The following is a 23,739-nucleotide window of genomic DNA, read 5'->3' as shown; positions in this document are numbered from 1 at the left end:
TAATGTGGGAGAAGAAATATAAATCTTCATCGTGACCACACACGGACTTATTTTAAGGAGGTACGTCTCGTGGCAAAGAAAGTAGCAAATATTGTTAAATTGCAAATTCCTGCAGGAAAAGCAACTCCAGCTCCACCAGTTGGACCAGCTCTTGGACAAGCAGGTATTAACATCATGGGATTCACAAAGGACTTCAACGCACGTACAGCTGACCAAGCTGGTATGTTGATTCCAGTTGTGATTACCGTTTATGAAGATCGTTCATTTGACTTCATTACAAAGACACCACCTGCTTCAGTTCTATTAAAGAAGGCTGCTGGTGTAGAACATGGTTCCGGCGAACCTAACACAAAGAAAGTAGCTAAGGTTACTTCTGCACAAGTTAAGGAAATCGCTGAAACAAAAATGCAAGATCTAAACGCTGCAGATGTTGAAGCTGCTATGCGCATGATCGAAGGTACAGCTCGTAGCATGGGCTTCGAAGTCGAAGGCTAATACGAAACTGTCGGATACTCTACTAAAGTAGATGTATCAAAGTGGGAGGAAAATCCGCTATAACCACATTTGCTAGGAGGAAAACACACAGATGGCTAAAAAAGGTAAAAAGTTTCAAGAAGCTGCAAAGCAAGTAGATTCGCTTAAAGCATACGCACCAAAAGAAGCTCTTGAATTAGTTAAGAAAATTGATTTTGCAAAGTTCGACGCTACTGTTGAAGTAGTTTACAAGTTGAACGTTGACACAAAGCAAGCTGACCAACAATTACGTGGTGCCGTTGTTTTACCAAACGGTACTGGTAAAGAACAAACCGTAGTTGTATTTGCTAAGGGTGCTAAGGCTGAAGCAGCTAAAGCAGCTGGTGCAGATGTCGTTGGTGACGATGACTTAGTTCAACGCATCCAAGACGGTTGGTTAGACTTCGACGTTGCCATTGCAACTCCAGACATGATGGGCCAAGTAGGTCGCTTAGGACGGATCTTAGGACCTAAGAACTTAATGCCTAACCCTAAGACTGGTACAGTTACAATGGACGTTGAAAAAGCAGTTGCTGATTCTAAGTCTGGTAAGGTTACATACCGTACCGACCGTGACGGTAACGTTCACATGCCAATTGGTAAGGTTTCATTCGAAGCTGACCAATTACTTGGTAACTTACAAACAATCAACGATACAATTGTTCGTTTACGCCCAGCATCTGTTAAGGGTGCTTACATCCAAAACGTTTCAGTTGCATCAACGTTTGGACCAGGAGTTAAGGTTGACTTTACTCAATTCTAAATTCTCTTGATTAGTTCTTCGGTTTGTGATATACTATCAAGAGTGAATTATAACTGAATAATTTACCTAAGACTCAGGTGGCCTTGCTTTGGCCTTAATATATTGCCTGCCGAGGAACGTATGAATTAATTCGTGTCTCAGAGTCTTTGAGTCACGAATTTTTTTATAGTTCAAACAAATCTCCAGGAGGTGAAACACATTGAGTAAAGAAGCTATCGCAAAGAAAGCTGCAATCGTTGATGAAGTTGCAGAAGAAATGAAGAACGCTGTTTCCGCAATCGTTGTTGATTCACGTGGTTTAACAGTTGCTGAAGTAACTGACTTACGTAAACAACTTCGTGATTCTGGAATCAAGTTCCGCGTGATCAAGAACAAGATTTTGACTCGCGCTGCTGAACAAGCAGGTTTTGAAGGTATGGATGATATTTTCGTTGGTCCTTCAGCCGTTGCATTTTCTGCTGAAGATGCCGTTGCCCCTGCTAAAATTTTGAAGCAATTTGCTGACAGCAACGACAACCTTTCCATCAAGGGTGGGGTTATCGAAGGTAAAGTGGCTGATATTGATACAATCAATACCTTCGCTACAATGCCTAGTCGTGAAGACTTGCTTGCAATGCTTGCTAATGAATTTATGTCACCAGTACGTGACGTTGCATATGCTCTTAAGGCTGTTGCTGATAAGAAGTCTGAAGAAGACGCTGCATAATCATTACATTACATTTAATTACAATTAATATTGGAGGAAACAAAAATGGCATTAGATAAAGACCAATTTATTGAAGACTTAAAAGGTGCTTCAATTTCTGACTTAAACGATCTTGTTAAAGCAATCGAAGACGAATTCGGTGTTTCAGCTGCTGCTCCAGTTGCTGCTGCAGGTGCTGCTGGCGGTGCTGCAGAAGCTAAGACATCATTCAACGTTGAACTTACTGGCGCTGGCTCAGCTAAGATCAAGGTTATCAAGGCAGTTCGTGAAATCACAGGTGCTGGCTTGAAGGACGCTAAGGACATGGTTGATAACGCTCCTACAGTTATCAAGGAAGACCTTTCCGAAGACGAAGCAAACGACATGAAGGCTAAGCTTGAAGAAGCTGGTGCTACAGTAGAAGTTAAATAAGTTTAATTTCTACAAAAACCACCTTATCCCGGTTATACCGGAATATAGGTGGTTTTTTTGTGCTTTCAGAAGTGGGATAAACGGGATAAGTAGGATACTTAGGTGGTACAAATGTGGTACATTTTAAATTTTTGTACCACCAAGATAGTTTTAATAAAGTATTTTGTGGTAAGAAAATATCCAATTAAATGAAATTGTAGAGTTAGATATTTGTATAATCCCTAAAAATGAAAGCGTTTACTTAAATATTTGTGTATGGTATTATTTTTACACCGGGTAAAAAGTTGAACCTGATTTTTTGCTAGGTTAAAAATATATAGATGTATTTTTTATGTGAACAATGGGACTGCAGGATTATTATTGGCACTTAGTGACATTGAAAAGAAAAAATGGTGGTCATGGATGCCGTTAATTAATGACGAAATTTTTAGAGGATAGATTATGAAAGGTCAAAGCTAAGTTCTAGTAGCTAGGGGAGTAATAATAATGGAAATTGCAGAATTAACTAACGTGAAGAAAAAATTTGGTAAAAAATTGGCATTAGATAGTATCAATATTAAAATTCCACGAGGTAAAATTGTTGGATTAGTAGGTCCCAATGGTGCTGGTAAAACTACTTTAATGAAAATAATACTGGGCATTACCCCACCTGACCAAGGTGTGGTTGAAGTTCACGGTAAAACGGTGAAATCGCATGACCATTCTATGTTGGAGGATGTGGGGGCTTTAATTGAGTATCCAGATTTGTATCCTTTTTTAACCGGTTATGAACATTTAAAAATGTATAGTAAAAATAATAGATTTAATGATATTATTCAACAACTTGAGATGGAAAGTTATATCCATAAGACATCAAAAAACTATTCTTTAGGTATGAAACAAAAATTAGGTATTGCGATTGCGTTGGTTAAGCATCCGGATTTTTTAATTTTAGATGAACCTATGAATGGTTTGGATCCTATCGCTACAAGAGAGTTGAGGCAATTAATAAAAAAACTTAATCAGACGGGAGTAACTTTGCTGATTTCAAGCCATGTTTTGAGCGAATTAGAAAAAATTATTGACCGAATGATTCTACTTAAGAACGGGAGAGTTATGTTAGATGAATCGATGGATACTTTGCAAAGAAAACTAAAAAAAGGATATAAAGTGTGCGTAGATCAAGTGAGGGTTGCTACAACAATTTTGGCAAAATCGAACATAAATTTTGACGTAGAAAAAAATAATATTATTTTTTATCCCAAAGATGAGTTAGAGTTTAATTTAATATTGAAAAAAATTTTTTCTATGGATCTTATTGTTTATGATATAACAGCAATACAAAAAGATTTAGAAAATCTGGTGATTAGTGAAATTAGTGACTAAGGTGGTGAAGGTTTATGAGTGGAATTATATCAGAAGAACTTTTTAAGCTAAGGCATAGAAAAATTACGTGGATTCTACCATTAATTTTGATTGTCTTGATGATTATTTTATCTTTTAGAGAAAAAGAAAAATTTTTTTTCGTGGCAGGATATGGTGCATTTGAATGGATAATGATTAGCATGATATCAATTGTAGCTATTACAACGTCAATGGAGTTTCAGTATGGGACAATTAAGAGAATGATTGTAGACACAAATGGTAGAAATATTATTTATTTTGCAAAATATTTAGTAATGCTTATGTACAGTATTTTTTTACATATAATTGCGATATTTGTAACGTTAATAATTAATTACATGCCCTGGGGTTCTAATTTTGCATTAAATACTACATACCAGCATTCCCAAACTCTAATACAAGCATTTTTAATTGGAAATGCACTAGATATCTTTTCTTTTTTTATTATTATAAGTGCTGTCTTTTTAATAGCAATTTGTTCGACAACTAGCTCAATTGCTGTACTAGCGGGAGTAGCAATTTGTTTTATGGGACAAGGGTTTTCAAAATTATTAATATTTAATATCGGCAAAACAGTATCTTTTATTAAATGGAACCCATTTAATATGATGAATTTTATTGACGAACTGAATAATCATCATTATTTTGATGATACTGGTCTAACGGTTGTTCAATTATTTTGGGGAAATATTGTATATTCAATAATATTTATTTTGCTCGGTTTATATTTTTTTGACAGAAAAAAGATTTAGAAAAATATATGAATAATGGTACAGAAATTGTAATGCTGAGGATAACTCGTTAAATATTATATTTAAATTGGAACCGATTCCAATAACCAAACAAAAACAGCGCCCAGGATCTTCATCCTGAGCGCTGTTAATTTTTAGGGATTATTCGAATGTTAGTAAATTAGTTGACTAAATTTCGTAGTCTTCGTCACTCATTGGTTCTACGTTACCTAGACGGTAGCCATTACCAACTTGAGAGAAGAAGTCGTGGTTAGACGTTCCGGTAGAAATTCCGTTCATGACGATTGGGTTAACGTCCGCTTCCGTATCGGGGAAGAGCGGATCTTGACCCAAGTTCATCAACGCCTTGTTAGCATTGTAACGGGTGAAGGTTAACACTTCTTCCGTCCAACCAACTTGATCGTAAACTTTATGAACGTATTTTTCTTCGTTAGCGTAAAGGTCATATAAGAAGTTATACATCCAATCCTTAAGTTCTTGTTGTTCGTTTTCGCCAAGGTCTTTCATGCCTAATTGGAACTTGTAACCAATGTAAGTTCCGTGCACAGATTCGTCACGAAGGATTAATTTAATGATTTCGGCAACGTTGTTTAGCTTGTTATGACCCAGGTAATAGAGTGGGGTGAAGAAGCCAGAGTAGAACAAGAACGTTTCGAGGAACACGCTTGAAATCTTCTTTTTCAATGGGTGCCCATCATCATGATATAAGTCATAAATAAACTTAGTTTTGTTTTGGAGGAACTCTTCAGAGTCACTCCATTCAAAAATTTCATCAATTTCTGTAGGAGTGTTCAACGTTTCAAAGATTGATGAATAACTTTTAGCATGGACAGATTCCATAAACTGGATGTTATTCAAAACGGCCGTTTCATGTGGCGTCCGGACGTCCTTACGTAAGGCTGCCATCCCGTCTTGGGATTGAAGTGTATCGAGGAGAGTCAAGCCCCCAAAAACGTGTCCTACCACCCATTGATGGTCCTCATCAAGTTCACGCCAATCACTAAGATCGTTAGAAATTGGAATCCGCGTATCCAACCAAAATTGTTCGGTTAGCTTCTCCCAAGTTGCTTTATCAATCTGATCTGAAATTGCGTTCCAGTTGATTGCTTCATAATTTGCCATTATACAAATCCTCCATCGTTAAATTGAGCAGCTTTCACATTGGTTAACACCGACTTCGCCATCATTATCCGTGAAGGTCCGAATGTAGTAAATCGACTTGATTCCTTCATGGTGTGCGTAATTGCGTAGGATGTTTAAATCGCGAGTCGTCATTTTGTTTGTTCGACCATTCTTCCAGTCGTAAATTCCGTCTGGAATGGTTGAGCGCATGAAGAAGGTCATGCTCATTCCTTGATCCACGTGTTGTTGCGCAGCGGCGTAAATATCAACCACTTTGCGCATGTCAATATCATAGGCCGACTGATAATATTTTAACGTATCATTGGACAAATATGGGGCTGGATAGTAAATTTTTCCAATTTTCTTTTCTTGCCGTTCTTCGACCCGGTTAACGATCGGCTGTAAACTAGCCGTTGCGTCGTTAATGTAAGAAATTGAACCGGTTGGGGCAACTGCCATTCGGTTTTGATGATAAAGGCCGTCTTGCATAACGGCTTGCTTTAGGTCTGCCCAGTCTGCAGTAGTTGGAATGTCGATTCCTTGGAAGAGTTCCTTTACCCGTGCTGACTTAGGTCCAAAGTCTTGAGCTAGGTATTTATCGAAGTATGAACCATCCGCGTACTTGCTCTTTTCAAAGTTGTGGAAAACTTGTCCGCGTTCTTTAGCAATCTTGTTAGAAGCCCGGAGCGTCCAGTAGTTAAGCAACATGAAGTAAACACTGGTAAATTCAACGGAATCAGGTTCGCCATAGTAGAGGTGGTTCTTTGCTAAGTAACCGTGTAAGCCCATTGCGCCGAGCCCAATCGTGTGGGCAAGGGCGTTTCCGTGTTGGATGGATGGCACTACGTCAATGTCGGAGTGGTCGGTTACGAAGGTCAACGCCCGAACCATGGTTTCTACCGATTTACCAAAGTGCGGAGTTGCCATCATGTTAACGATGTTTGTGGAACCTAAGTTACAACTAATGTCGGTTCCTAACTCCGTGTAGTTTTGCTTGTTGTCAATTACGGAAGGAGTTTGAACCTGCATAATCTCTGAACAGAGGTTACTCATTACAATCTTGCCGTAAATTGGGTTTTCCCGGTTAGCAGTATCCACGTTGACTATGTAAGGATAGCCAGATTCTTGTTGCAATTTCGAAATTTCATTTTCGATATTGCGCGCCTTAACTTTGTACTTCTTGATTTCTGGGTTGTTAACTAAATTATCGTATTCCTTAGTGATGTCCACGTAGGCGTAAGGCTTACCGTAGACCTTTTCAACACTATACGGACTAAATAAGTACATATCTTCGTCATGTTTAATTAGTTCGTAGAATTTATCGGGAACCACCACACCTAGTGAAAGGGTCTTAACCCGGATCTTTTCGTCGGCGTTTTCCTTCTTAGCCGAAAGGAAGGAGACGATGTCTGGATGGAAGACGTTTAGGTAAACCACGCCAGCACCCTGCCGTTGACCAAGTTGGTTAGCGTAAGAAAAACTGTCTTCAAGCAATTTCATTACGGGAACCACACCACTTGCGGCACCTTCGATTCCCTTAATTGGTGCACCGGCTTCACGTAAGTTGGTGAGGTTAATGCCGACCCCGCCACCTAATTTAGAAAGTTGGAGGGCGGAATTAATCGTCCGACCAATCGAGTTCATGTCGTCGTTAGCCTGAATTAAAAAGCAGGAAACCAATTCACCACGGTGTTTCCGACCGGCGTTTAAAAAGCTAGGGGTTGCTGGTTGGTAACGCTGGTGGATAATTTCGTCAGCAATCTGCATTGCGAGTTCTTCATCGCCATCACCAAAGTAAAGGGCGTTCATGGCAACGCGGTCAATGAAGTTTTCTAAGTAGTATTTCTTGTCGTTAGTTTTTAAAGCGTATTGCGCATAGAATTTATAGGCCGCCATGAAAGAACGAAAATGAAAATTTTGCGCACGCAAATAATCGTAAAGTTTTTCAATGAAGTCAAAAGAATATTTTTCCATAAGTTCCGCTTCAATGTAGTCTTCCTTGAGGAGGTAGTCAAAGCGTTCTCGCAAACTTTCAAAACGCATGGTGTTAGCTTGCACGTTTTCTTTTAGGAAGGCTGCTAGCGCTTCTTGATCCTTATGTAGTGGAATTTGATTGTCAACAGGGATGTTGATTTCATTGTTTAAGTCGTAATAAGTGACGTCGGTTAGATTTTTTAGGCTCATGTTTGGGTGTACTCCTTAAATTTCGAAATAAAAAAACGCTCCATCTATAACAAAGGAACGTGAACATTGAATCAACAAATTAGCAACTCAAATTAGATTGCCAATTTTTTTAACAAGTCTGGACGAAAACCAGCGATTGCATCATCTTCAGAAAATTGAACTACTGGAACGGCTTGGAAACCGCGACCCTTGAGTTCTTCAATGTATTCTGGATGTAAGTTGATGTTGCGTTCTTCAAATTCAACGCCGTTTTCGCTTAGAAAACGCTTGGTCATTTTACATTGCATGCAATTATTTTTTGTGTAAACAACGACTTTTTTCATGGTGACTCCCCCTCTTATTTATTCTTTATGTCTGCATTTAAGTATACAACATTTCGGGCTGATTTCAACAAAAAAGCACAGCATCTTGTGGCGCTAACGGGTTAAAACCACCAGATGTTGTGCTACGACGGCATTCGCCGAACGATAAAAATTATTTTAATTAAATTGGTATCCAAATTTACAATACGTTATCATACTAATAGAGATTGGAGGACTTTTCAATGACAGATTATTATTTCACGGAGAATCCTAACGTGGAACACGATGAAAAGCATTGGCGTTATACGCTTTTGGGGCATGAATTAAATTTTGTGTCGGACAACGGAGTTTTTTCTAAAAATACCGTTGACTTTGGTACCCGGACATTATTGGAAGCTTTGCCACTGGACGTTCCCCAAGTTTCAATTTTAGACGTGGGTTGTGGATACGGCCCGATGGGGATTGCGTTAGCTAAACGACTTTCCGATGTACAAGTTGAAATGACCGATGTTAACGAGCGGGCGTTAGCACTCGCCAAACGAAACGCGGAAGCTAACGGGGTGGCCGCACGCACGCGTGTTTACCATTCGGATGCTTACGAAGCGGTAACGAAAAATGATTTTACAACGATCGTTTCTAACCCGCCGGTTCGGGCCGGAAAAACGGTGGTGAACACCATCATTACCGGTGCCAAGGAACATTTAACCAAGGGTGGTCAGTTGATCATCGTTCTGCAAAAAAAGCAGGGGGCGCCATCCGCAAAGAAGTTAATGGCGGAAACGTTTGGTAACGTAAGTGTACTAAAGAAAAATAAAGGATACTACATTTTGAGAAGTGAACATGAGTAAATTAAGTGAAGCAGAAGTACAATTCTACATGGGCGAAGCGTTAAAAGAGGCCCAGTTTGCCAAGATAATTGATGAGGTACCAATTGGCGCGGTGGTGGTTCACGACGGTAAAATTATCGGTCGGGGACATAACCTTCGCGAACACTCGCAAGATGCGACCACGCACGCCGAAGTACTCGCCATTACGGAAGCCTGCGCATATTTACGAAGCTGGCGGCTGTGGAATTGTCAGTTATTTGTGACGATTGAGCCGTGTTTGATGTGCAGCGGGACCATCATTAATTCTCAAATTCCGGAAGTTTATTTTGGCGCGCGCGATCCGAAGGCGGGGGCCGTCCGCAGTTTGTACACGGTTTTGGAAGATCAGCGCTTAAATCACCAGGTGGAAGTCCGTGAAGGGGTGGCTGCAGATGAAGCCGCCGGGTTAATGAAAAGTTTCTTCAAGGCAATTCGCGAACGGCGAAAAAAAAATCGGTAAAATAGTGGAAATTTTATTGAATTTCGAGTATCATAGTTATTGCCGTAAGGCCTTGAGGCAAGGTTGGACTTACGAATTGTGTCAGGTCCGGAAGGAAGCAGCACTAAGTATGCTCTGGCTTGTGCCTTAAGTTATTGAGCAAATCAACGGAACTCTTAGTCCATCGGGGCTAAGGGTTCTTTCTTTAAAAACAGAAATCGGGGAAGGAAATTTAATGAGTTATCAAGCATTGTACCGCGTTTGGCGGCCGCAAAAGTTTGCCGACATGGTTGGGCAAGAAGTGGTTACCAGAACTTTGAAAAATGCGTTAATAACTAAGCAAACTAGTCATGCGTACCTATTTACGGGTCCCCGGGGAACGGGGAAGACCTCGGCAGCTAAGATTTTTGCTAAGGCGGTTAACTGTCATTACTTGAAAGACGGGGAACCGTGCAATGAATGTGCGACTTGTCGGGCAATCACGGATGGTAATTTAAACGACGTGATTGAAATTGACGCCGCATCCAACAACGGGGTCGAAGAAATCCGTGATATCCGGGATAAGGCCAAGTATGCACCCACGGAAGCAGACTATAAGGTTTACATCATCGACGAAGTGCACATGCTATCCACGGGAGCCTTTAACGCCCTGTTGAAAACTCTCGAAGAGCCACCGACTAACGTGATCTTTATTCTAGCAACGACCGAGCCCCAAAAAATCCCGCTAACAATTATTTCGCGGACCCAGCGATTTGATTTTAAACGCATTACCCCCACCCAAAGTTACGACCGCATGGTTTATATTTTGGAACAAAAGGGAATCGAATACGATCCCAAGGCGTTGTCAATCATCGCGAAAGCCGCGGAAGGCGGGATGCGGGACGCCCTCAGCATTCTAGACCAGGTGATTTCGTTTGGTAACGAGACGGTGACGATGGATAACGCGTTGCTAGTAACCGGAAGCGTCAACCAACAGTTGTTAGATCAGTATTTAACCCAGGTTTTTGAAAAAAATACTCCCGCAGCGTTAGAAACGTTGCACCAGATTTTGGATGAGGGTAAGGACGGACAGCGGTTAATTGAAGACTTGATTGCGGTGGAACGTAACCTGCTTTTATATCAAGAAGACCCGCAACTAGTTAAGGAGCAAAGTTTAAACGACCTCAGTGATGACTTTGTCAAGGATGCGGACATGGTTAGCGGTAGCGAATTGTACGGGATGATCGATACGTTAAATCAGATTCAGCAACAGATGCGGTTTACGACCCACCCCGATGTCTACTTAGAAGTGTTAACGATTAAGTTGTCCCAACGGTCAACCGCCCCTGCTCCGACAGCTGCGGCGGCGGATAATGAAGCAGTGCAACAGCTTAAAAACGAAGTGGACCGGTTGCAAGGCGAAGTTAAGCGGCTTAAGGAACGAACTACCGCAACTCCTGCGGCTCCAAAACCAACTGCGGCTGCGCCGAAAAAACGAACTTCGGGAAGCCGTAATGCAAAAACTCCGGCTAACTTGACCAAGATCTACCCAATTTTGGAAAATGCCACTAAGGATAGTTTGGTGGAAATGCAAAACCTCTGGCGTGATCTAATGGATATGCTGTCGGTTACGAAACGAGCCTTAATGCACGTCTCTAAACCGGTGGCTGCTAGCGAAGAAGGGGTCGTGGTCGCGTTTGATTATGACTTCTTGTTTGAAAAGGCCGTGGATAACGAAAGTTTACGCGACGAATTGCAACAAAATTTGGCTAAGCTAACTGGTTCAGATTACCAAGTAGTCTATGTTACAGTGGAAGAGTGGCCAACGGTGCGGGCAGAATTTATTAAGACGCACCACTTAAATAAGGAATCCGATAATTCAGCTAAGGAAGCGGATCAATCCCAGGAAACGGCAGTCGCACCGGAAGACAGCGCCGTAGTGGAAAAGGCCGTAGAATTATTCGGTCCCGAAAATGTTAATGTAAAAAATGATTAAAGGATGGTAATGATTATGCGTGGCGGAATGGGAAATATGCAAAACATGATGCGTCAAGTTCAAAAGATGCAAAAACAAGTAACTGAGGAACAAGAACGGCTAAACGAAACCGAATTTACCGGTGTAGCCCCCGACGACATGGTGAAGGTAACCTTTACTGGAAACCACAAAATGAAGGACATTGTCATTAATCCGGAAGCCATCGACGAAGATGATCCCGACATGTTACAAGATCTAGTGGTTGCGGCGGTTAATGACGCAATGAGCAAGATTGATAGTGAAACTAACAAGACCATGGGAAAGTACACTAAGGGAATTCCTGGACTATAAAAGAATCGAAGGTGAGTGTCCGGATGCAATATCCAGAACCAATTGCTAAGTTAATTGATAGTTTTATGAAGTTACCGGGCATCGGTTATAAGACGGCGACTCGGTTAGCTTTCTTTACGCTTGATATGCAAAAAGATGATGTGACGGACTTTGCCAAGGCGTTGATTTCTGCGCAACGCGATTTACGTTTTTGCAGCATTTGTGGCAACATCACGGAAGATGATCCGTGTGAGATTTGCCAAGATGCGAGTCGCGATCAAAAGACGGTTTTGGTCGTTGAGGATTCTAAGGACGTAATGTCGATGGAACAAATGAAGGAATATCACGGGCTGTACCACGTCTTACATGGCGTATTATCGCCAATGGATGGGAAAGGCCCCGAAGATATTAACATTGCTAGCTTGTTGACCCGGTTGCAAAAAAACGAGGCCATCAAGGAAGTAATTATCGCGACCAACGCTACTCCAGAAGGGGAAGCGACCGCGATGTACATTTCTCGGTTAATTAAGCCATCGGGAATTAAGGTAACCAGACTAGCACACGGACTTTCCGTGGGAAGCGACATTGAGTATGCTGACCAAATGACTTTGTATAAAGCGGTGGAAGGCCGTACGGAAATGTAACGTTAAAAGAGCTTCATGACTGCGTAATCAGTCATGGTGCTCTTTTTGTTTTACCATGGCTACCTTGCACAAGGGTTGTTAAAATGAAGTAAAGGTGGTTTGAAACATTTTGCTTCAAGAAGGCGGTATCCGTTAACAGCAAAGTGTGGAAAACTTACCCGGTCGATGCGTGGTCCAATAAATGACGAGTTGTAAAAATAAAACACAATAAATGTTTTAAAAAATTTAAAATATCGTCGTCGACTAGCATCCCAAGGGCTAAACTGAGGCGAGTTTTTAGAGTAGTTAATAGACAGCCTCGAAAATCTAAAGTAGAATAAAAATAATCAATATAAAAAAATCATAAGGTAGGGAATAACTGGTGAATGGGCATTTTATTTCATTTGAAGGGCCTGACGGGGCTGGAAAAACAACGATCTTAGAGGCGATGGTGGAACATTATCGTACGCGACTCGAAGATCAGTTGACGGTAACCCGGGAACCCGGAGGCAATCCGATTTCAGAAGCGATCCGGGCGATTATTTTGGATAGAAATAACACGGAGATGGATGCCCGAACGGAAGCTTTACTATACGCGGCGGCCCGTCGTCAGCATTTGACGGAAACCATCTTACCAGCGTTGGCGCGCGGACAAGTTGTTTTCTGTGATCGTTACGTAGACAGTTCCATTGCTTATCAAGGAGCGGGACGGGAGATTGGTCCGGAGGCCGTTTACCAGATGAACTTGTTTGCTACGGAGGGGTGTTTACCGGAAAAAACCATTTATTTAGATGTGAACGCTGAAGTGGGGTTGAAACGGATTATGACCCACCGCACCGATGACGTTGACCGGCTTGATTTAGAACAGCTTGATTTTCACGAACGGGTTCGGGACGCCTACTTAGCGTTAGCTAAACGGTATCCAGAACGGATTGTGGTGATTGACGCAAGTCAGCCAATTGACGACGTAAAAAAAGCAGTTATCAATGTTTTAGACCAAATTTTAAAATAGTGGGGGAAACACATTATGGCAACCAAATTAGTTATTGCAATTGTTCAAGATAAGGACGCTAACCATCTTAGCGATCAGTTTATTGACCAAAATATTCGGGCAACTAAGCTATCAACTACCGGAGGTTTCTTACAATCCGGAAACACTACCTTTTTAATCGGGGTTGAAGAAGAACGGGTTCCCATGGTTTTAGATACCATTAAAAAGGCGAGCCATTCTCGAGAAGAATTCTTAACTCCTTCAGTAAACATGGATGTAAATATGGAAGGGGCAACTGGATACCCAATTAAGGTCCAAGTCGGTGGAGCTACGGTATTTGTCTTGCCAGTTGACCAATTTGAACGGTTCTAAGCGACCTTGACAGAAGCAGTAAAGAGCCCAGCCGTAACTAAACAACCCGCAGTCGTCAAACGTTTCCAGCAGATGATTGAAAACCACCACCTCGCCCACGCCTACTTGTTGACCGGCGCAAGCGGGACCGGGAAAAAAGAGGTGGCCCGGTGGGTTGCCGAACGGCTATTTTGTCAAAACTTACAAGACGGGATGCCCTGTGGAAAGTGTGAAGAATGTTATCGCATTAGCACAGGACAACATCCTGACGTGGTGGAAATCGAACCCGATGGCCAGTCGATTAAGGTCGATCAGGTTCGATTTTTAAAGGCCGAATTTTCCAAAAGCGGGGTCGAAGGGAATCGGAAGGTTTTCATCATCGACCAAGCGCACTTAATGACCACTAGCGCAGCAAACAGTTTGTTGAAGTTTATTGAGGAACCGGCGGGAAACGTGACCGCCTTTTTACTCACGGAAAGCAAAAATTTGATTTTGCCAACCATCATGTCGCGAACGGAAATCATCGAGCTAAAACCATTGCAAAAAGCGCAATTAGTTGCTGAACTAACTGCAGATGGGGAAGTTCCAGAGACTACCGCACATCTATTGGTTCGGTTGACTAGTGATCGCGAAGAAATGCAGAATTTATTGGAAAATAACTGGGTGGAAGACGCGCACAAAGCCCTCGAAAAGTGGTTTGGAGCCGTTACGAAGGGCGACATGAGTGCGTTTGTGGACGTGCAAACCCGAATTGTCGGACTTGCTAAGGATCGGGAGCACCAAGCAATTATCTTGGACATGATGATACTGTACGCAATGGATTTGTTAGCATTGAAATTTAAGCAAAGCGATCTCACGTACCTCGCTGATCAAGCGCCGTTACGGCAGGTTGCGGAACAAACTTCGGTTAACCAGCTCCTTAAGGTTAGTGATTTATTGTTGCCATTACGTGGAAAGCTAAAGCAGAATTTGAATTTTCAGGGAATTGTGGAAAAAGTGACAATTGAATTATGTGATATTTTTAAAATGAGAGGGTGATAGTGTGGAAAAGAAAGATTTATTTGATCAAATAACAGAAGTTACGCACAACGCTGAGGATTTGTTAAATAAACTACACGAAACCCAAAGTGCCATGGTGGAAATCATGGAAGAAAATGCCGAACTTAAGATTGAGAACCAACACTTGCGGGAGCGGCTTAAACAGGCTGCCGCTGCCGAACACGAAAGTGAAGGAACTAAAAATACCAAGCACGGTTTATCAAAGTCGTTACAAAACTTGGAGAAGCTGTACGCCAGTGGCTACCACATCTGTAATGAGTTTTTTGGTAAGCACCGTCAAGACGACGAAGAGTGTGCTTTTTGCTTAACCGTAATTTATGGAGACCGTTAATATGTTAACCCAAAAAAGTTTTGCCCCGTCATCGGCGGGGTCTTTATATTTAGTGCCCACGCCCATTGGGAACCTTGATGACATGACCTTTCGGGCTGTCCAAATCTTGAAGGACGTGGACCTGATCCTTGCGGAAGACACCCGCAACACCCAAAAGCTACTTAACCATTTTGCAATTGACACCAAGCAAATGAGCTTTCACGAGCATAACACGCAAGAACGCATTCCAGTGATTTTAGAGATGCTTACGGAAGGACGCACGATTGCCCAAGTTTCGGACGCGGGGATGCCCTCGATCAGCGATCCTGGAAAGGAACTAGTACAGGCCGCCGTGCAAGCAGGACTAAAGGTGATTCCGTTGCCGGGAGCTAACGCCGGAACTACGGCTTTGATTGCTTCAGGGTTGGTACCCCAGCCGTTTACTTTTTACGGCTTTTTAGCCCGCAAACCCAAAGAGCAACGGGCGGAATTAGAAAAGTTAAAGAACCATCCCGACACGCTGATTTTTTACGAAGCTCCCCACCGGCTGGCAAAAACAATGAAAAACATTGCGAGCGTGATGGGAGCCGAGCGACAAGTGGTTTTAGCACGGGAACTGACGAAACGATACGAGGAATTCATCCGGGGGAATGCTGCAGAAGTCCAAGAATGGATTGCAGCTACGGAAATCCGTGGTGAATTTGTGGTAATGGTGGCGGGAAACCCCCATCCCCAAACTGTGGAAAACCAGGATTGGGAATCGTTGACCATTAATGAACATGTGCAAAAGATTATTGACGAGGAAAAAGTTAAGCCAACTATTGCAATTAAGCAAGTTGCCAAGCTACGTGGGCTTGCTAAGCAAGAGGTTTATGACATCTATCACCAATTGTAATTCATAATCACAGGTAGTATTTAGGAGAGAAAAATGGCTGGAAAGATACATGAAGAAGAACACTTGGTAACCTATTATGAAGGGGATCAAACCGGGACAATGACGGTTTCCATGATGGTAAACGTAATGCTGTTGGTTTCGGATAACCAAAGCCAAGCTTTAGGCGTGGGACCGGAAGTGGTGGATCAGACCGGGCTCGGTTGGGTCATTACCCAGTACGTGATGAAGTTGCGCAGGTTGCCTAACGTGGGCGAACGGATCGTGGTGGGTACCCAAGCGGTTAACCACAATGATTACTTCTGCCAACGGGATTTTTGGATTAAAACCCTCGATGGGGAAAAGATTGTGGAAACCACCGCGATGTTTGTATTGATGGACCGGACTACGCGTCGGATGCGCAAACTGCTACCAGAGATTATCGACCCGTACGAATCGGATTACATAAAACGGATTGTTCGGTTGCCAAAGCTACAGGAAGTTACTGGGAAGACTAATCAGCAAGACTATGCCGTACGTTATTTTGACATCGATATGAACCACCACGTTAACAATGCGCGTTATTTTGAATGGATTTTTAACACTGTGGACGACGAAATTTTAGATAACTATTACCCTAAGATGATTAACATCCGCTACCACGTTGAAATTCAACCTCACCAAATGGTGCATAGCGTCGTTGAATTTGACCAAGATAGCTTACAAAGCAGTCACCAAATCTCCGTGGACGATACCTTATGTTGTGAAGCCAATGTTGAATGGGCACGGCGTTAAGGTTACAATTAACTTGTTTATAGTTTGGAATGGAGGAGAAGTTAATGAGTATACTTGTAGTGGGGGGTGCCGGCTACATCGGCTCCCACATGGTAAAGCGGCTGATTGAAAAGGGTCAGGAAGTGGTCGTGGTGGACAACTTATCGACCGGTCACCGAAAAGCGGTGGACGAAAAAGCCCGCTTTTACGAAGGCGACATTCGGAATCACGTGTTTTTAAAGGGAGTTTTTGACCGGGAAAATATTGATACTGTCGTTCATTTTGCGGCCTTTTCAATCGTTCCTGAATCCATGGAAAAGCCGTTGAAGTATTTTGATAACAATACTGCTGGAATGGTGGCGTTGCTTGAAGAAATGCGCGACCACGATGTTAAACGAATTATTTTCTCTTCCACGGCGGCAACGTACGGGGTTCCCGAAAAGTCACCAATTGAAGAAGACGACCGGCAAGCACCAATTAACCCGTACGGTGAAAGCAAGCTAATGATGGAAAAAATCATTCGCTGGGCTGACCAAGCTTACGGAATTAAATTTGTGGCTTTACGTTACTTCAACGTTGCGGGTGCTTACCCGGACGGTTCCATTGGGGAAGATCATGGTCCAGAAACCCACTTAACGCCCATCGTTTTACAAGTAGCGGCGGGACAACGAGATCAACTGAAGATTTTCGGGGACGACTACAATACGCCTGATGGAACTAACGTGCGGGATTACGTACACGTTTTGGACCTGGTAGACGCCCATATTTTAGCAATTGACTACCTTAAGGACGGCAACGATAGCGACGTTTTCAACCTGGGTTCGTCAACTGGCTTCTCGGTTAAACAAATGGTTGAAGCGGCTCGCGAAGTTACGGGAGAACCAATCCCAGCTGAAATTGCGCAACGGCGTCCGGGGGATCCCGATTCCCTAATTGCAGCCAGTCAAAAGGCCCGCGACGTATTAAAGTGGCAACCACAATACGATGACGTTAAGGAAATTATCCAAACGGCGTGGAATTGGAAACAAAGTCATCCGCATGGGTATGCAGATCGTTAAATTTTAAATACGTTTTTATGGTTATTATAGAAAGCAATTGATAAATCAATTTACAATAGAGGCTGAGAAAAATTTTTTCTCAGCCTCTATGCGTTCCTATAGTTGTCGGAAGCCGGTTTCTGTAGGATAATGTGAGAAGGGATTAAAAGAGGAGCGAACCAAATGAAAATTTTAGCATTGGACACGTCCAACGTTGCACTGAGTGTCGCGGTACTGGAAAATGACCAATTACTGGCGATCCAAACTACTAACATTAAAAGAAACCATAGTAAGCAACTTATGCCAATTATTTCACAGACGCTAAAAACGGCCGAAGTTGCGTTAACGGATTTAGATCGTATTGTGGTAGCTAAGGGACCGGGGTCATACACCGGACTACGCATCGCGGTTACCACGGCAAAGACCTTGGCGATGACGTTGGAAATTGAGTTGGTAGGCATTTCTAGTTTGGCGATGTTAGTGCCAAATGCACCAAACGATGGGTTGGTGGTACCGTTTTTCGACGCCCGCAATCAAAACGTCTTTGCGGGAATTTACGAGAAACGCGGCATGGAAGTTACCCCAGTGGTGGCTGACCAACATTTGAGTTTTGAATCCTTACTGACAAAAATTAACGAGTTAGGCCGGTCGGTTTACTTTGTTAATAACCATTTTGAAAAATTTCAGCCAATGGTGGAGGATACTTTGCGGGTGATCGCAGACCATTCTACCGCGCTGAATAGCCTACCAAATGCCTATGCGTTAGGCTTATTAGGTTTACAAAAACAAACCTTAGAAAATTACTATACTTTTGTACCAGCATATTTACGAGTAACTGAAGCGGAAAGAAATTGGAAGGAAAAACATCCAAACGATGAGAGTAAAGAATCATATGTTCGACAAATTAATTAATTGGGCACAAGGAACCTTATTTAATCGAACTCGCCGGCTAAGGGAAGAAGCCTTTGAAATCGCACATCATAACGTGGTGATTGAAGGACAAAGCTACTTTGTGGCTCAGGCAACCAATACGGACATCCCCGAAATTTTAATGGTGGAACGGGCCGTATATGACGGACAGACTCCCTGGGACCGGACGGCGTTTGCTAATGAGTTAAGGAGAAAGGGCGACCGACTCTACCTAGTAATTCGACATAATGACCAGTTGATGGGCTTTATCGGCGCTTCGTTTAACGACCGGACAAAGACTGCCCACATTACCAACGTGGCCATTCTTCCTGAATACCAAAATCAGGGGATCGGTTCGTTTCTGATTGAGGCAATTGTGCGGAAAGCACAGTTCATTGAATACAAAAAGGTTACCTTAGAGGTGCGAAAGAGCAACATTAATGCCCAGGCGTTATATTTGAAGATTGGTTTTGAAAACGTCGGTTTGAAAAAGGGCTACTACTTCGGTGACCATGAAGACGCCATCGATATGCAACTAGATTTATCGAAATGGCGGGGAGGATATCGTGGAACAAGATAGTTTAATATTAGCAATTGAATCCAGCTGCGATGAAACAAGCGTAGCGGTTATTAAAAATGGGGACACCATTTTATCAAACATCATTGCCACCCAAATTGACAGTCACCAGCGGTTTGGCGGGGTGGTTCCGGAAGTGGCTAGCAGACACCACATTGAACAAATCACCCTATGCATTGACCAGGCCTTAAAGCAGGCGCAGGTGCAAACTACAGATTTGACTGCCGTAGCAGTCACCTATGGACCCGGACTAGTGGGGGCCCTTTTAGTGGGAGTTTCCGCGGCGAAGGCCTTCGCGTTTGCAAATCATTTGCCATTAATCCCGGTTAACCATATGATGGGACATATCTACGCGGCGCGGTTTGTTAAACCAATTAAGTTCCCAGCGTTAGCCCTCCTGGTTTCTGGCGGGCACACCGAATTGGTGTACATGGCGGCGGAAAACGAATTTAAAATTATTGGCGAAACACGTGACGACGCGGCTGGAGAAGCTTATGATAAAGTAGGAAGGGTAATGGGCTTAAAGTACCCTGCTGGCAAAGCAATTGATGAGCTAGCACACCAAGGGCAAGACACCTTCCATTTTCCCCGTGCAATGGAGCACGATGACAACTTCGACTTTAGTTTTAGCGGGTTAAAGAGCGCGTTTATCAACACGGTGCACCATGCGGACCAAGTACACGAAGAACTAAGTAAAGCGGACTTGGCAGCTAGTTTTCAACAAAGCGTGGTGGACGTGATCGTGGCAAAGACGATTCGGGCCTGCAAGGCTTTGGAAATCAAACAATTGATCTTAGCGGGGGGCGTTGCCGCAAACCGGGGCTTACGGGATGCCTTAGATCAACAACTCAATGCCCAATTTACTGATTTAGACTTCGTCAAGGCGCCTTTGAAACTTTGCGGCGATAACGGCGCGATGATTGGGGCAGCCGGCGAAATGCTGATGCGTCACGGAGTGTTTGCCGATTTGACGCTTAACGCCGATCCGAGTCTGGAATTTGACTGGGAACCGGGCGCGATTAAATAAAAAGAGGTGGCAAAAATGACTGAGCAAATGCACCAGATTCATCAGGTGATTGAAAAAGGAATTCAACAACACTATATTAACGGGGCTTCGTATAGCTTCATTTTACCAAACGAAATTGAAAGCCGTTACGAAGGCGTGCAGGGTGGTAAAGAAGGTAATGTGTGTCTTGACCCTTCGATGATTTACGACGTGGGTTCAATGACCGAAGTAATTGCGACCACGACGCGGATTTTTCAACTGCTAGCCATTCAAGAAGTTCGTTTGAAGGATCCGATTAAAAAATACCTACCAGGCTTTTCTAACCCGGACATTCAAGTGTTGCACCTATTAACGCACACTAGTGGGATTCCGGTAGAAATTCCGGGAATGTACCGGTTGACCGGCATTGAATTTATCAACGCCCTTTACATGGTGGACACAGATTTTACACCTGGCGACCACGTGCAGGTTTCTCCGTTAAATTTTGCCCTTCTAGGAATTATCATCCGGACGGTGGACGGATCCATTGACCGGGCGGTGCAGGATAAAATCTTGTATCCGTTAGCGATGACCAACAGTGGGTTTAACCTCAACCGACCAAAGATGCGGTTTGTTCCTACCCGAAATGATCCTAAGCGGGGACAAATTCAAGGACAGGTTGAAGATCAGCTAGGATTGTTGTTAAATGGAGAAAGCGGGCACGCTGGATTATTCTCGACATTAAATGATCTAACGGTTTTCACCGAAATGATGATCAACCGGGGTAGTTACCAAGGAAAAGAAATTCTTGATCCGCAGTTGTTTGACGGAATCAAAAAGATTGACGTCGATGGTCAATCCCTCGGATGGTGCCGGTTCAAAGAAAATCGGGATGTCTTTTATGGCAGCAGCCCAACTGGCTTAATTGCCTTTAACAATCAAAATAAGCATGGCCTCGTGGTGTTACATGACTACGTCGAGGACGAAAAGGTTCACTTGGCGATGCGCGATGAAATATTAAAAGTTGTTCAGTAGAGGATGTGGAGAAATGGCTAATTTTAAACTTTCAATTCCGACCACCCGTCGGTTACCCTTGTATTACCGCTATTTGCGGCGATTATCAGACCAAAAAGTAGAAAAAGTTTCATCAGCAATGCTGGCGGAATATTTGCAAATTGACGCAGCGACCATTCGGCGGGACTTTTCTTACTTTGGACAAATGGGCCGACGCGGATACGGTTATGATGTCCAAAAACTTTTGGAACTGTTTGACGACGCGTTGAGACAGGATATTAACGCAAACGTTGCCTTAGTTGGGGTCGGAAATCTAGGACGCGCTTTATTAAACTTCAAGTTCCACCGGGTTGGTAATGCGCGGATTACCGCGGCGTTTGATATTAATCCTGAACTAGTGAACACGGTTCAAAACCAAGTTCCGGTTTACGATATTAAGGACTTGAAGGAACAGATTGAGGAACAACAAATTACGGTTGCAATCCTCGCGGTTCCCGCAGAAAAAGCACAAGAAATTACGGAACAGCTTTTAGAAGCTGGGGTTCAAGGAATTTTGAACTTTACCACGGTGCCGTTAAGCGTACCGGAAAAGGTAATTGTGCAAGACGTGGACCTTTCTGTAGAATTACAATCATTAATCTATGGAATCAACCGTCGGGAAATCGAAGAATTAGATTAACCACGCAAAAGAGCTTACTGTTAAAATATTGCGGTAAGTTTTTTTATTTGGTATGAATTGTAGATCGACTCAGTGCTCTAATAAGGGAAATAATTTCCCGGTACATAATAAAATGGACGTTTCAGATTTTTCTGAAACGCCCATTTTTTTACAATTGCTTATTTTAATTTAAGTCCGGAAACTTCTAGGTTACGTTCGTAAGTTTTAATTGAATCGCTAAGGGTCGAAATATTATCGCTAGACGTGATCTTCTTATCCTTGATGTTCAATTTGCCGTCCTTCAGTGAAAGATTGTCCACCTGAACAGCAACGTTTTCGGGATCGTCGTCATCGTCTGCATCTGGAGCGATGACGTTGTAAATGGCAACGATGGATAGTTTGTTGCTGGAAGAACTGCTGCTTTCAGAAGCATCCGCAACTTCTACTTTGCTTGAAACTTCGCTAGTGTCGTCGTCATCATAGTATTCATCTTCGTTTTCGTTATACGGGGTCACGTATAGGTTCACAAACTTAGATGTGTATTTATCATCAAGTATGCGCTTATCGTCCGTATAGTCATTCATAACGGTATCGGTAGCATCGGTGATATCGTCGATGTTAGTAATTGATTTGCTATCGATTAGACCGGAAATCTTATATTTAAACGTTCTAGAACCAGTGTACTGGTGCTTGCCGCTATCATCTTTGAAGGCAGCTTTTGGCAACGTGAGTGAAACAACGTCGCCGTTGCTGAGGTGTCCGTTATTTTTTACCTTGATGTTGCTATCGATTAGGTCGGAATTTTTGCTAGCAAGTGCAACTTGTCCCTTGCCATTAATTCCAAGCGCCTTTATTTTGAGTTGGTTAAAAACTTTGTTAGAGGAAACTTTGGTAGTTTTCTTCAAGCCCTTAACCATGAAAGTCTTTTTACCGTCGCGGAAAGGTAGCTCAGAGTTGCTGTTTTTAAAAGTTACGGTAACCTTATCGCCATTTTTAAGGTCGCTTGATTTTCCCTTGAATTCTAACCTAGTTGAGGAAAGGTCCTCCATTGAGGATTGAATTTTGTATTGGTCTTCCGAAGAAAGCATGTCGTAATCGAAGGCAGTAGGGTGGTCCACAATCTTATTAATTATGTCCTTTTTAATATGATTTTTTTCCAAAACACGCCGAGTCATATACTTGTTTACGGATTCGCTATTACTGATCTGTGCGTAACCATGTCCATTATAACCGGAGAATTTTACTTCAATTCGGGAAATAATGTTATTACTGTGGTAGTCGTATCCCATTTTTGCACCTACGGCAATGATAAGGATGGCGATTACGCCGTACACTAATTTTTTGTTTTGGGTAATGAATGCTTTAAATTTATCCATTTTAATCTCCTTTAATTATTTTAAGACAAAGTAGAGCGTCACACTGTAGTCATCGTCAACCAGGTCGCTAGCATCATCGTAACCAGCGCTTGATAGAACCTTCTTCAAATCAATATTTGCTCGGTATGCGGGATGACCTTTAAAAGTTACTTTATGAGCCGTGTCGATGGTTGCTAAACGAACTCCCCAGCTCTTTAAGAAAACTTCGCTTCCTTTAGCAGACCATTTAACTTTGCCAAATTCGTCCATTCCGTTTTTATTGCCTATAAACTTTACGCTATGGTCAGGCTTAAAAATGGCTTTGGCGGATTTGTCATAGGCCACTTCACCATCAGCTCGCATTCCAACCGTCATGACTTTATTTTGGATGGCGTATTGACCACGGTTAGCGTAGCGGTAACCACCAGCAACAACGATTATGATTGCGACAATGATGGCGATCCACTTATGTTGTTTAATAAAATTCATTCCTTAAACTC

At 42.7% G+C, this 23,739-nt stretch carries 28 protein-coding genes, 1 other RNA gene and 1 other annotated feature; of the genes, 24 read left to right on the top strand and 5 right to left on the bottom strand.

Annotated elements, in window-relative coordinates; genetic code table 11:
- The first annotated feature begins 69 nt into the window (after window positions 1–69).
- From rplK to NYR25_07440, 6 genes are all read left to right on the top strand, one after another.
- Window positions 70–495, top strand: a complete 426-nt coding sequence (rplK, locus tag NYR25_07465; protein UWF33423.1) for a 50S ribosomal protein L11 — start codon at window positions 70–72, stop codon at window positions 493–495.
- A 91-nt stretch (window positions 496–586) separates the two neighbouring features.
- The gene (gene rplA, locus NYR25_07460) at window positions 587–1,276 is read left to right on the top strand and encodes a 50S ribosomal protein L1 (protein ID UWF33422.1); all 690 of its coding nucleotides are present in this window, start codon (window positions 587–589) and stop codon (window positions 1,274–1,276) included.
- Window positions 1,277–1,323: 47 nt separating this feature from the next.
- Window positions 1,324–1,449, top strand: a sequence feature (ribosomal protein L10 leader region).
- A 26-nt stretch (window positions 1,450–1,475) separates the two neighbouring features.
- Window positions 1,476–1,982 (top strand): 50S ribosomal protein L10, encoded by a 507-nt coding sequence (gene rplJ / locus NYR25_07455; protein UWF33421.1) that lies wholly within the window; start codon window positions 1,476–1,478, stop codon window positions 1,980–1,982.
- 45 nt (window positions 1,983–2,027) lie between these two features.
- Entirely contained in the window at window positions 2,028–2,393 is a 366-nt protein-coding gene (gene rplL / locus NYR25_07450; protein UWF33420.1) for a 50S ribosomal protein L7/L12, read from the top strand.
- A 486-nt stretch (window positions 2,394–2,879) separates the two neighbouring features.
- Window positions 2,880–3,758 carry an ABC transporter ATP-binding protein gene (locus tag NYR25_07445; protein UWF33419.1) on the top strand — a complete coding sequence of 293 codons (879 nt, stop codon included), beginning with the start codon at window positions 2,880–2,882 and terminating at the stop codon, window positions 3,756–3,758.
- A 14-nt stretch (window positions 3,759–3,772) separates the two neighbouring features.
- The gene (locus NYR25_07440; protein ID UWF33418.1) at window positions 3,773–4,528 is read left to right on the top strand and encodes an ABC transporter permease; all 756 of its coding nucleotides are present in this window, start codon (window positions 3,773–3,775) and stop codon (window positions 4,526–4,528) included.
- 168 nt (window positions 4,529–4,696) lie between these two features.
- On the opposite strand, the gene nrdF is transcribed toward NYR25_07440, so the two are convergent.
- The 3 genes from nrdF to nrdH form a co-directional block, all read right to left on the bottom strand.
- Complete coding sequence (gene nrdF / locus NYR25_07435) at window positions 4,697–5,650, bottom strand: class 1b ribonucleoside-diphosphate reductase subunit beta (GenBank protein UWF33417.1); 954 nt, start codon at window positions 5,648–5,650, stop codon at window positions 4,697–4,699.
- Between the two features lie 18 nt (window positions 5,651–5,668).
- A complete protein-coding gene (nrdE, locus tag NYR25_07430) occupies window positions 5,669–7,834 on the bottom strand; it encodes a class 1b ribonucleoside-diphosphate reductase subunit alpha (GenBank protein UWF33416.1) in 2,166 nt (721 codons plus the stop codon).
- Between the two features lie 92 nt (window positions 7,835–7,926).
- Window positions 7,927–8,157, bottom strand: a complete 231-nt coding sequence (gene nrdH, locus NYR25_07425; protein UWF33415.1) for a glutaredoxin-like protein NrdH — start codon at window positions 8,155–8,157, stop codon at window positions 7,927–7,929.
- Between the two features lie 221 nt (window positions 8,158–8,378).
- On the opposite strand from nrdH, the gene NYR25_07420 reads away from it, so the two are divergent.
- The 18 genes from NYR25_07420 (at window position 8,379) to NYR25_07335 (ending at window position 21,905) form a co-directional block, all read left to right on the top strand.
- Complete coding sequence (locus NYR25_07420) at window positions 8,379–8,984, top strand: class I SAM-dependent methyltransferase (GenBank protein UWF33414.1); 606 nt, start codon at window positions 8,379–8,381, stop codon at window positions 8,982–8,984.
- Window positions 8,977–9,462, top strand: a complete 486-nt coding sequence (tadA, locus tag NYR25_07415; GenBank protein ID UWF33413.1) for a tRNA adenosine(34) deaminase TadA — start codon at window positions 8,977–8,979, stop codon at window positions 9,460–9,462. Before NYR25_07420 ends, tadA begins: the two co-directional genes overlap by 8 nt.
- A gap of 49 nt (window positions 9,463–9,511) precedes the next feature.
- Window positions 9,512–9,598, top strand: an RNA gene (ffs, locus tag NYR25_07410) — signal recognition particle sRNA small type.
- 78 nt (window positions 9,599–9,676) lie between these two features.
- On the top strand, window positions 9,677–11,416 hold the full coding sequence (gene dnaX, locus NYR25_07405) for a DNA polymerase III subunit gamma/tau (GenBank protein ID UWF33412.1): 1,740 nt from the start codon (window positions 9,677–9,679) through the stop codon (window positions 11,414–11,416).
- 15 nt (window positions 11,417–11,431) lie between these two features.
- Entirely contained in the window at window positions 11,432–11,746 is a 315-nt protein-coding gene (locus NYR25_07400) for a YbaB/EbfC family nucleoid-associated protein (protein ID UWF33411.1), read from the top strand.
- Between the two features lie 23 nt (window positions 11,747–11,769).
- Window positions 11,770–12,369 (top strand): recombination mediator RecR, encoded by a 600-nt coding sequence (recR, locus tag NYR25_07395; protein ID UWF33410.1) that lies wholly within the window; start codon window positions 11,770–11,772, stop codon window positions 12,367–12,369.
- A 361-nt stretch (window positions 12,370–12,730) separates the two neighbouring features.
- On the top strand, window positions 12,731–13,360 hold the full coding sequence (tmk, locus tag NYR25_07390) for a dTMP kinase (GenBank protein UWF33409.1): 630 nt from the start codon (window positions 12,731–12,733) through the stop codon (window positions 13,358–13,360).
- A gap of 15 nt (window positions 13,361–13,375) precedes the next feature.
- On the top strand, window positions 13,376–13,711 hold the full coding sequence (locus NYR25_07385; GenBank protein ID UWF33408.1) for a cyclic-di-AMP receptor: 336 nt from the start codon (window positions 13,376–13,378) through the stop codon (window positions 13,709–13,711).
- Between the two features lie 6 nt (window positions 13,712–13,717).
- A complete protein-coding gene (holB, locus tag NYR25_07380) occupies window positions 13,718–14,728 on the top strand; it encodes a DNA polymerase III subunit delta' (protein UWF33407.1) in 1,011 nt (336 codons plus the stop codon).
- A 4-nt stretch (window positions 14,729–14,732) separates the two neighbouring features.
- Entirely contained in the window at window positions 14,733–15,080 is a 348-nt protein-coding gene (locus NYR25_07375) for a DNA replication initiation control protein YabA (GenBank protein ID UWF33406.1), read from the top strand.
- 1 nt (window position 15,081) lies between these two features.
- Window positions 15,082–15,954: a 16S rRNA (cytidine(1402)-2'-O)-methyltransferase gene (rsmI, locus tag NYR25_07370; protein UWF33405.1), complete on the top strand. Its 873-nt coding sequence runs from the start codon at window positions 15,082–15,084 to the stop codon at window positions 15,952–15,954.
- A 33-nt stretch (window positions 15,955–15,987) separates the two neighbouring features.
- Window positions 15,988–16,725, top strand: coding sequence for a thioesterase (locus NYR25_07365; GenBank protein ID UWF33404.1), 738 nt, complete (start codon window positions 15,988–15,990; stop codon window positions 16,723–16,725).
- A 44-nt stretch (window positions 16,726–16,769) separates the two neighbouring features.
- Window positions 16,770–17,762, top strand: coding sequence for a UDP-glucose 4-epimerase GalE (gene galE, locus NYR25_07360; GenBank protein UWF33403.1), 993 nt, complete (start codon window positions 16,770–16,772; stop codon window positions 17,760–17,762).
- A gap of 162 nt (window positions 17,763–17,924) precedes the next feature.
- Window positions 17,925–18,653 (top strand): tRNA (adenosine(37)-N6)-threonylcarbamoyltransferase complex dimerization subunit type 1 TsaB, encoded by a 729-nt coding sequence (gene tsaB, locus NYR25_07355; GenBank protein ID UWF33402.1) that lies wholly within the window; start codon window positions 17,925–17,927, stop codon window positions 18,651–18,653.
- On the top strand, window positions 18,634–19,230 hold the full coding sequence (rimI, locus tag NYR25_07350) for a ribosomal protein S18-alanine N-acetyltransferase (protein UWF33401.1): 597 nt from the start codon (window positions 18,634–18,636) through the stop codon (window positions 19,228–19,230). Before tsaB ends, rimI begins: the two co-directional genes overlap by 20 nt.
- Window positions 19,217–20,254: a tRNA (adenosine(37)-N6)-threonylcarbamoyltransferase complex transferase subunit TsaD gene (gene tsaD / locus NYR25_07345; GenBank protein ID UWF33400.1), complete on the top strand. Its 1,038-nt coding sequence runs from the start codon at window positions 19,217–19,219 to the stop codon at window positions 20,252–20,254. Before rimI ends, tsaD begins: the two co-directional genes overlap by 14 nt.
- 15 nt (window positions 20,255–20,269) lie before the next feature.
- The gene (locus NYR25_07340) at window positions 20,270–21,247 is read left to right on the top strand and encodes a beta-lactamase family protein (GenBank protein ID UWF33399.1); all 978 of its coding nucleotides are present in this window, start codon (window positions 20,270–20,272) and stop codon (window positions 21,245–21,247) included.
- 13 nt (window positions 21,248–21,260) lie between these two features.
- Window positions 21,261–21,905 carry a redox-sensing transcriptional repressor Rex gene (locus tag NYR25_07335; GenBank protein UWF33398.1) on the top strand — a complete coding sequence of 215 codons (645 nt, stop codon included), beginning with the start codon at window positions 21,261–21,263 and terminating at the stop codon, window positions 21,903–21,905.
- 158 nt (window positions 21,906–22,063) lie between these two features.
- Here the strand turns inward: NYR25_07335 and NYR25_07330 are convergent, their stop codons facing one another.
- Window positions 22,064–23,260, bottom strand: a complete 1,197-nt coding sequence (locus tag NYR25_07330; protein UWF33397.1) for a hypothetical protein — start codon at window positions 23,258–23,260, stop codon at window positions 22,064–22,066.
- 15 nt (window positions 23,261–23,275) lie between these two features.
- The gene (locus NYR25_07325) at window positions 23,276–23,728 is read right to left on the bottom strand and encodes a hypothetical protein (GenBank protein ID UWF33396.1); all 453 of its coding nucleotides are present in this window, start codon (window positions 23,726–23,728) and stop codon (window positions 23,276–23,278) included.
- Window positions 23,729–23,739: the final 11 nt, after the last annotated feature.

The organism is Pediococcus acidilactici, assembly GCA_024970065.1.
Taxonomy (GTDB): Bacteria; Bacillota; Bacilli; order Lactobacillales; family Lactobacillaceae; genus Pediococcus; species Pediococcus acidilactici_A.
The sequence above is the reverse complement of the archived record's forward strand: the minus strand, read 5'-3'. Positions and strand labels throughout refer to the sequence as shown.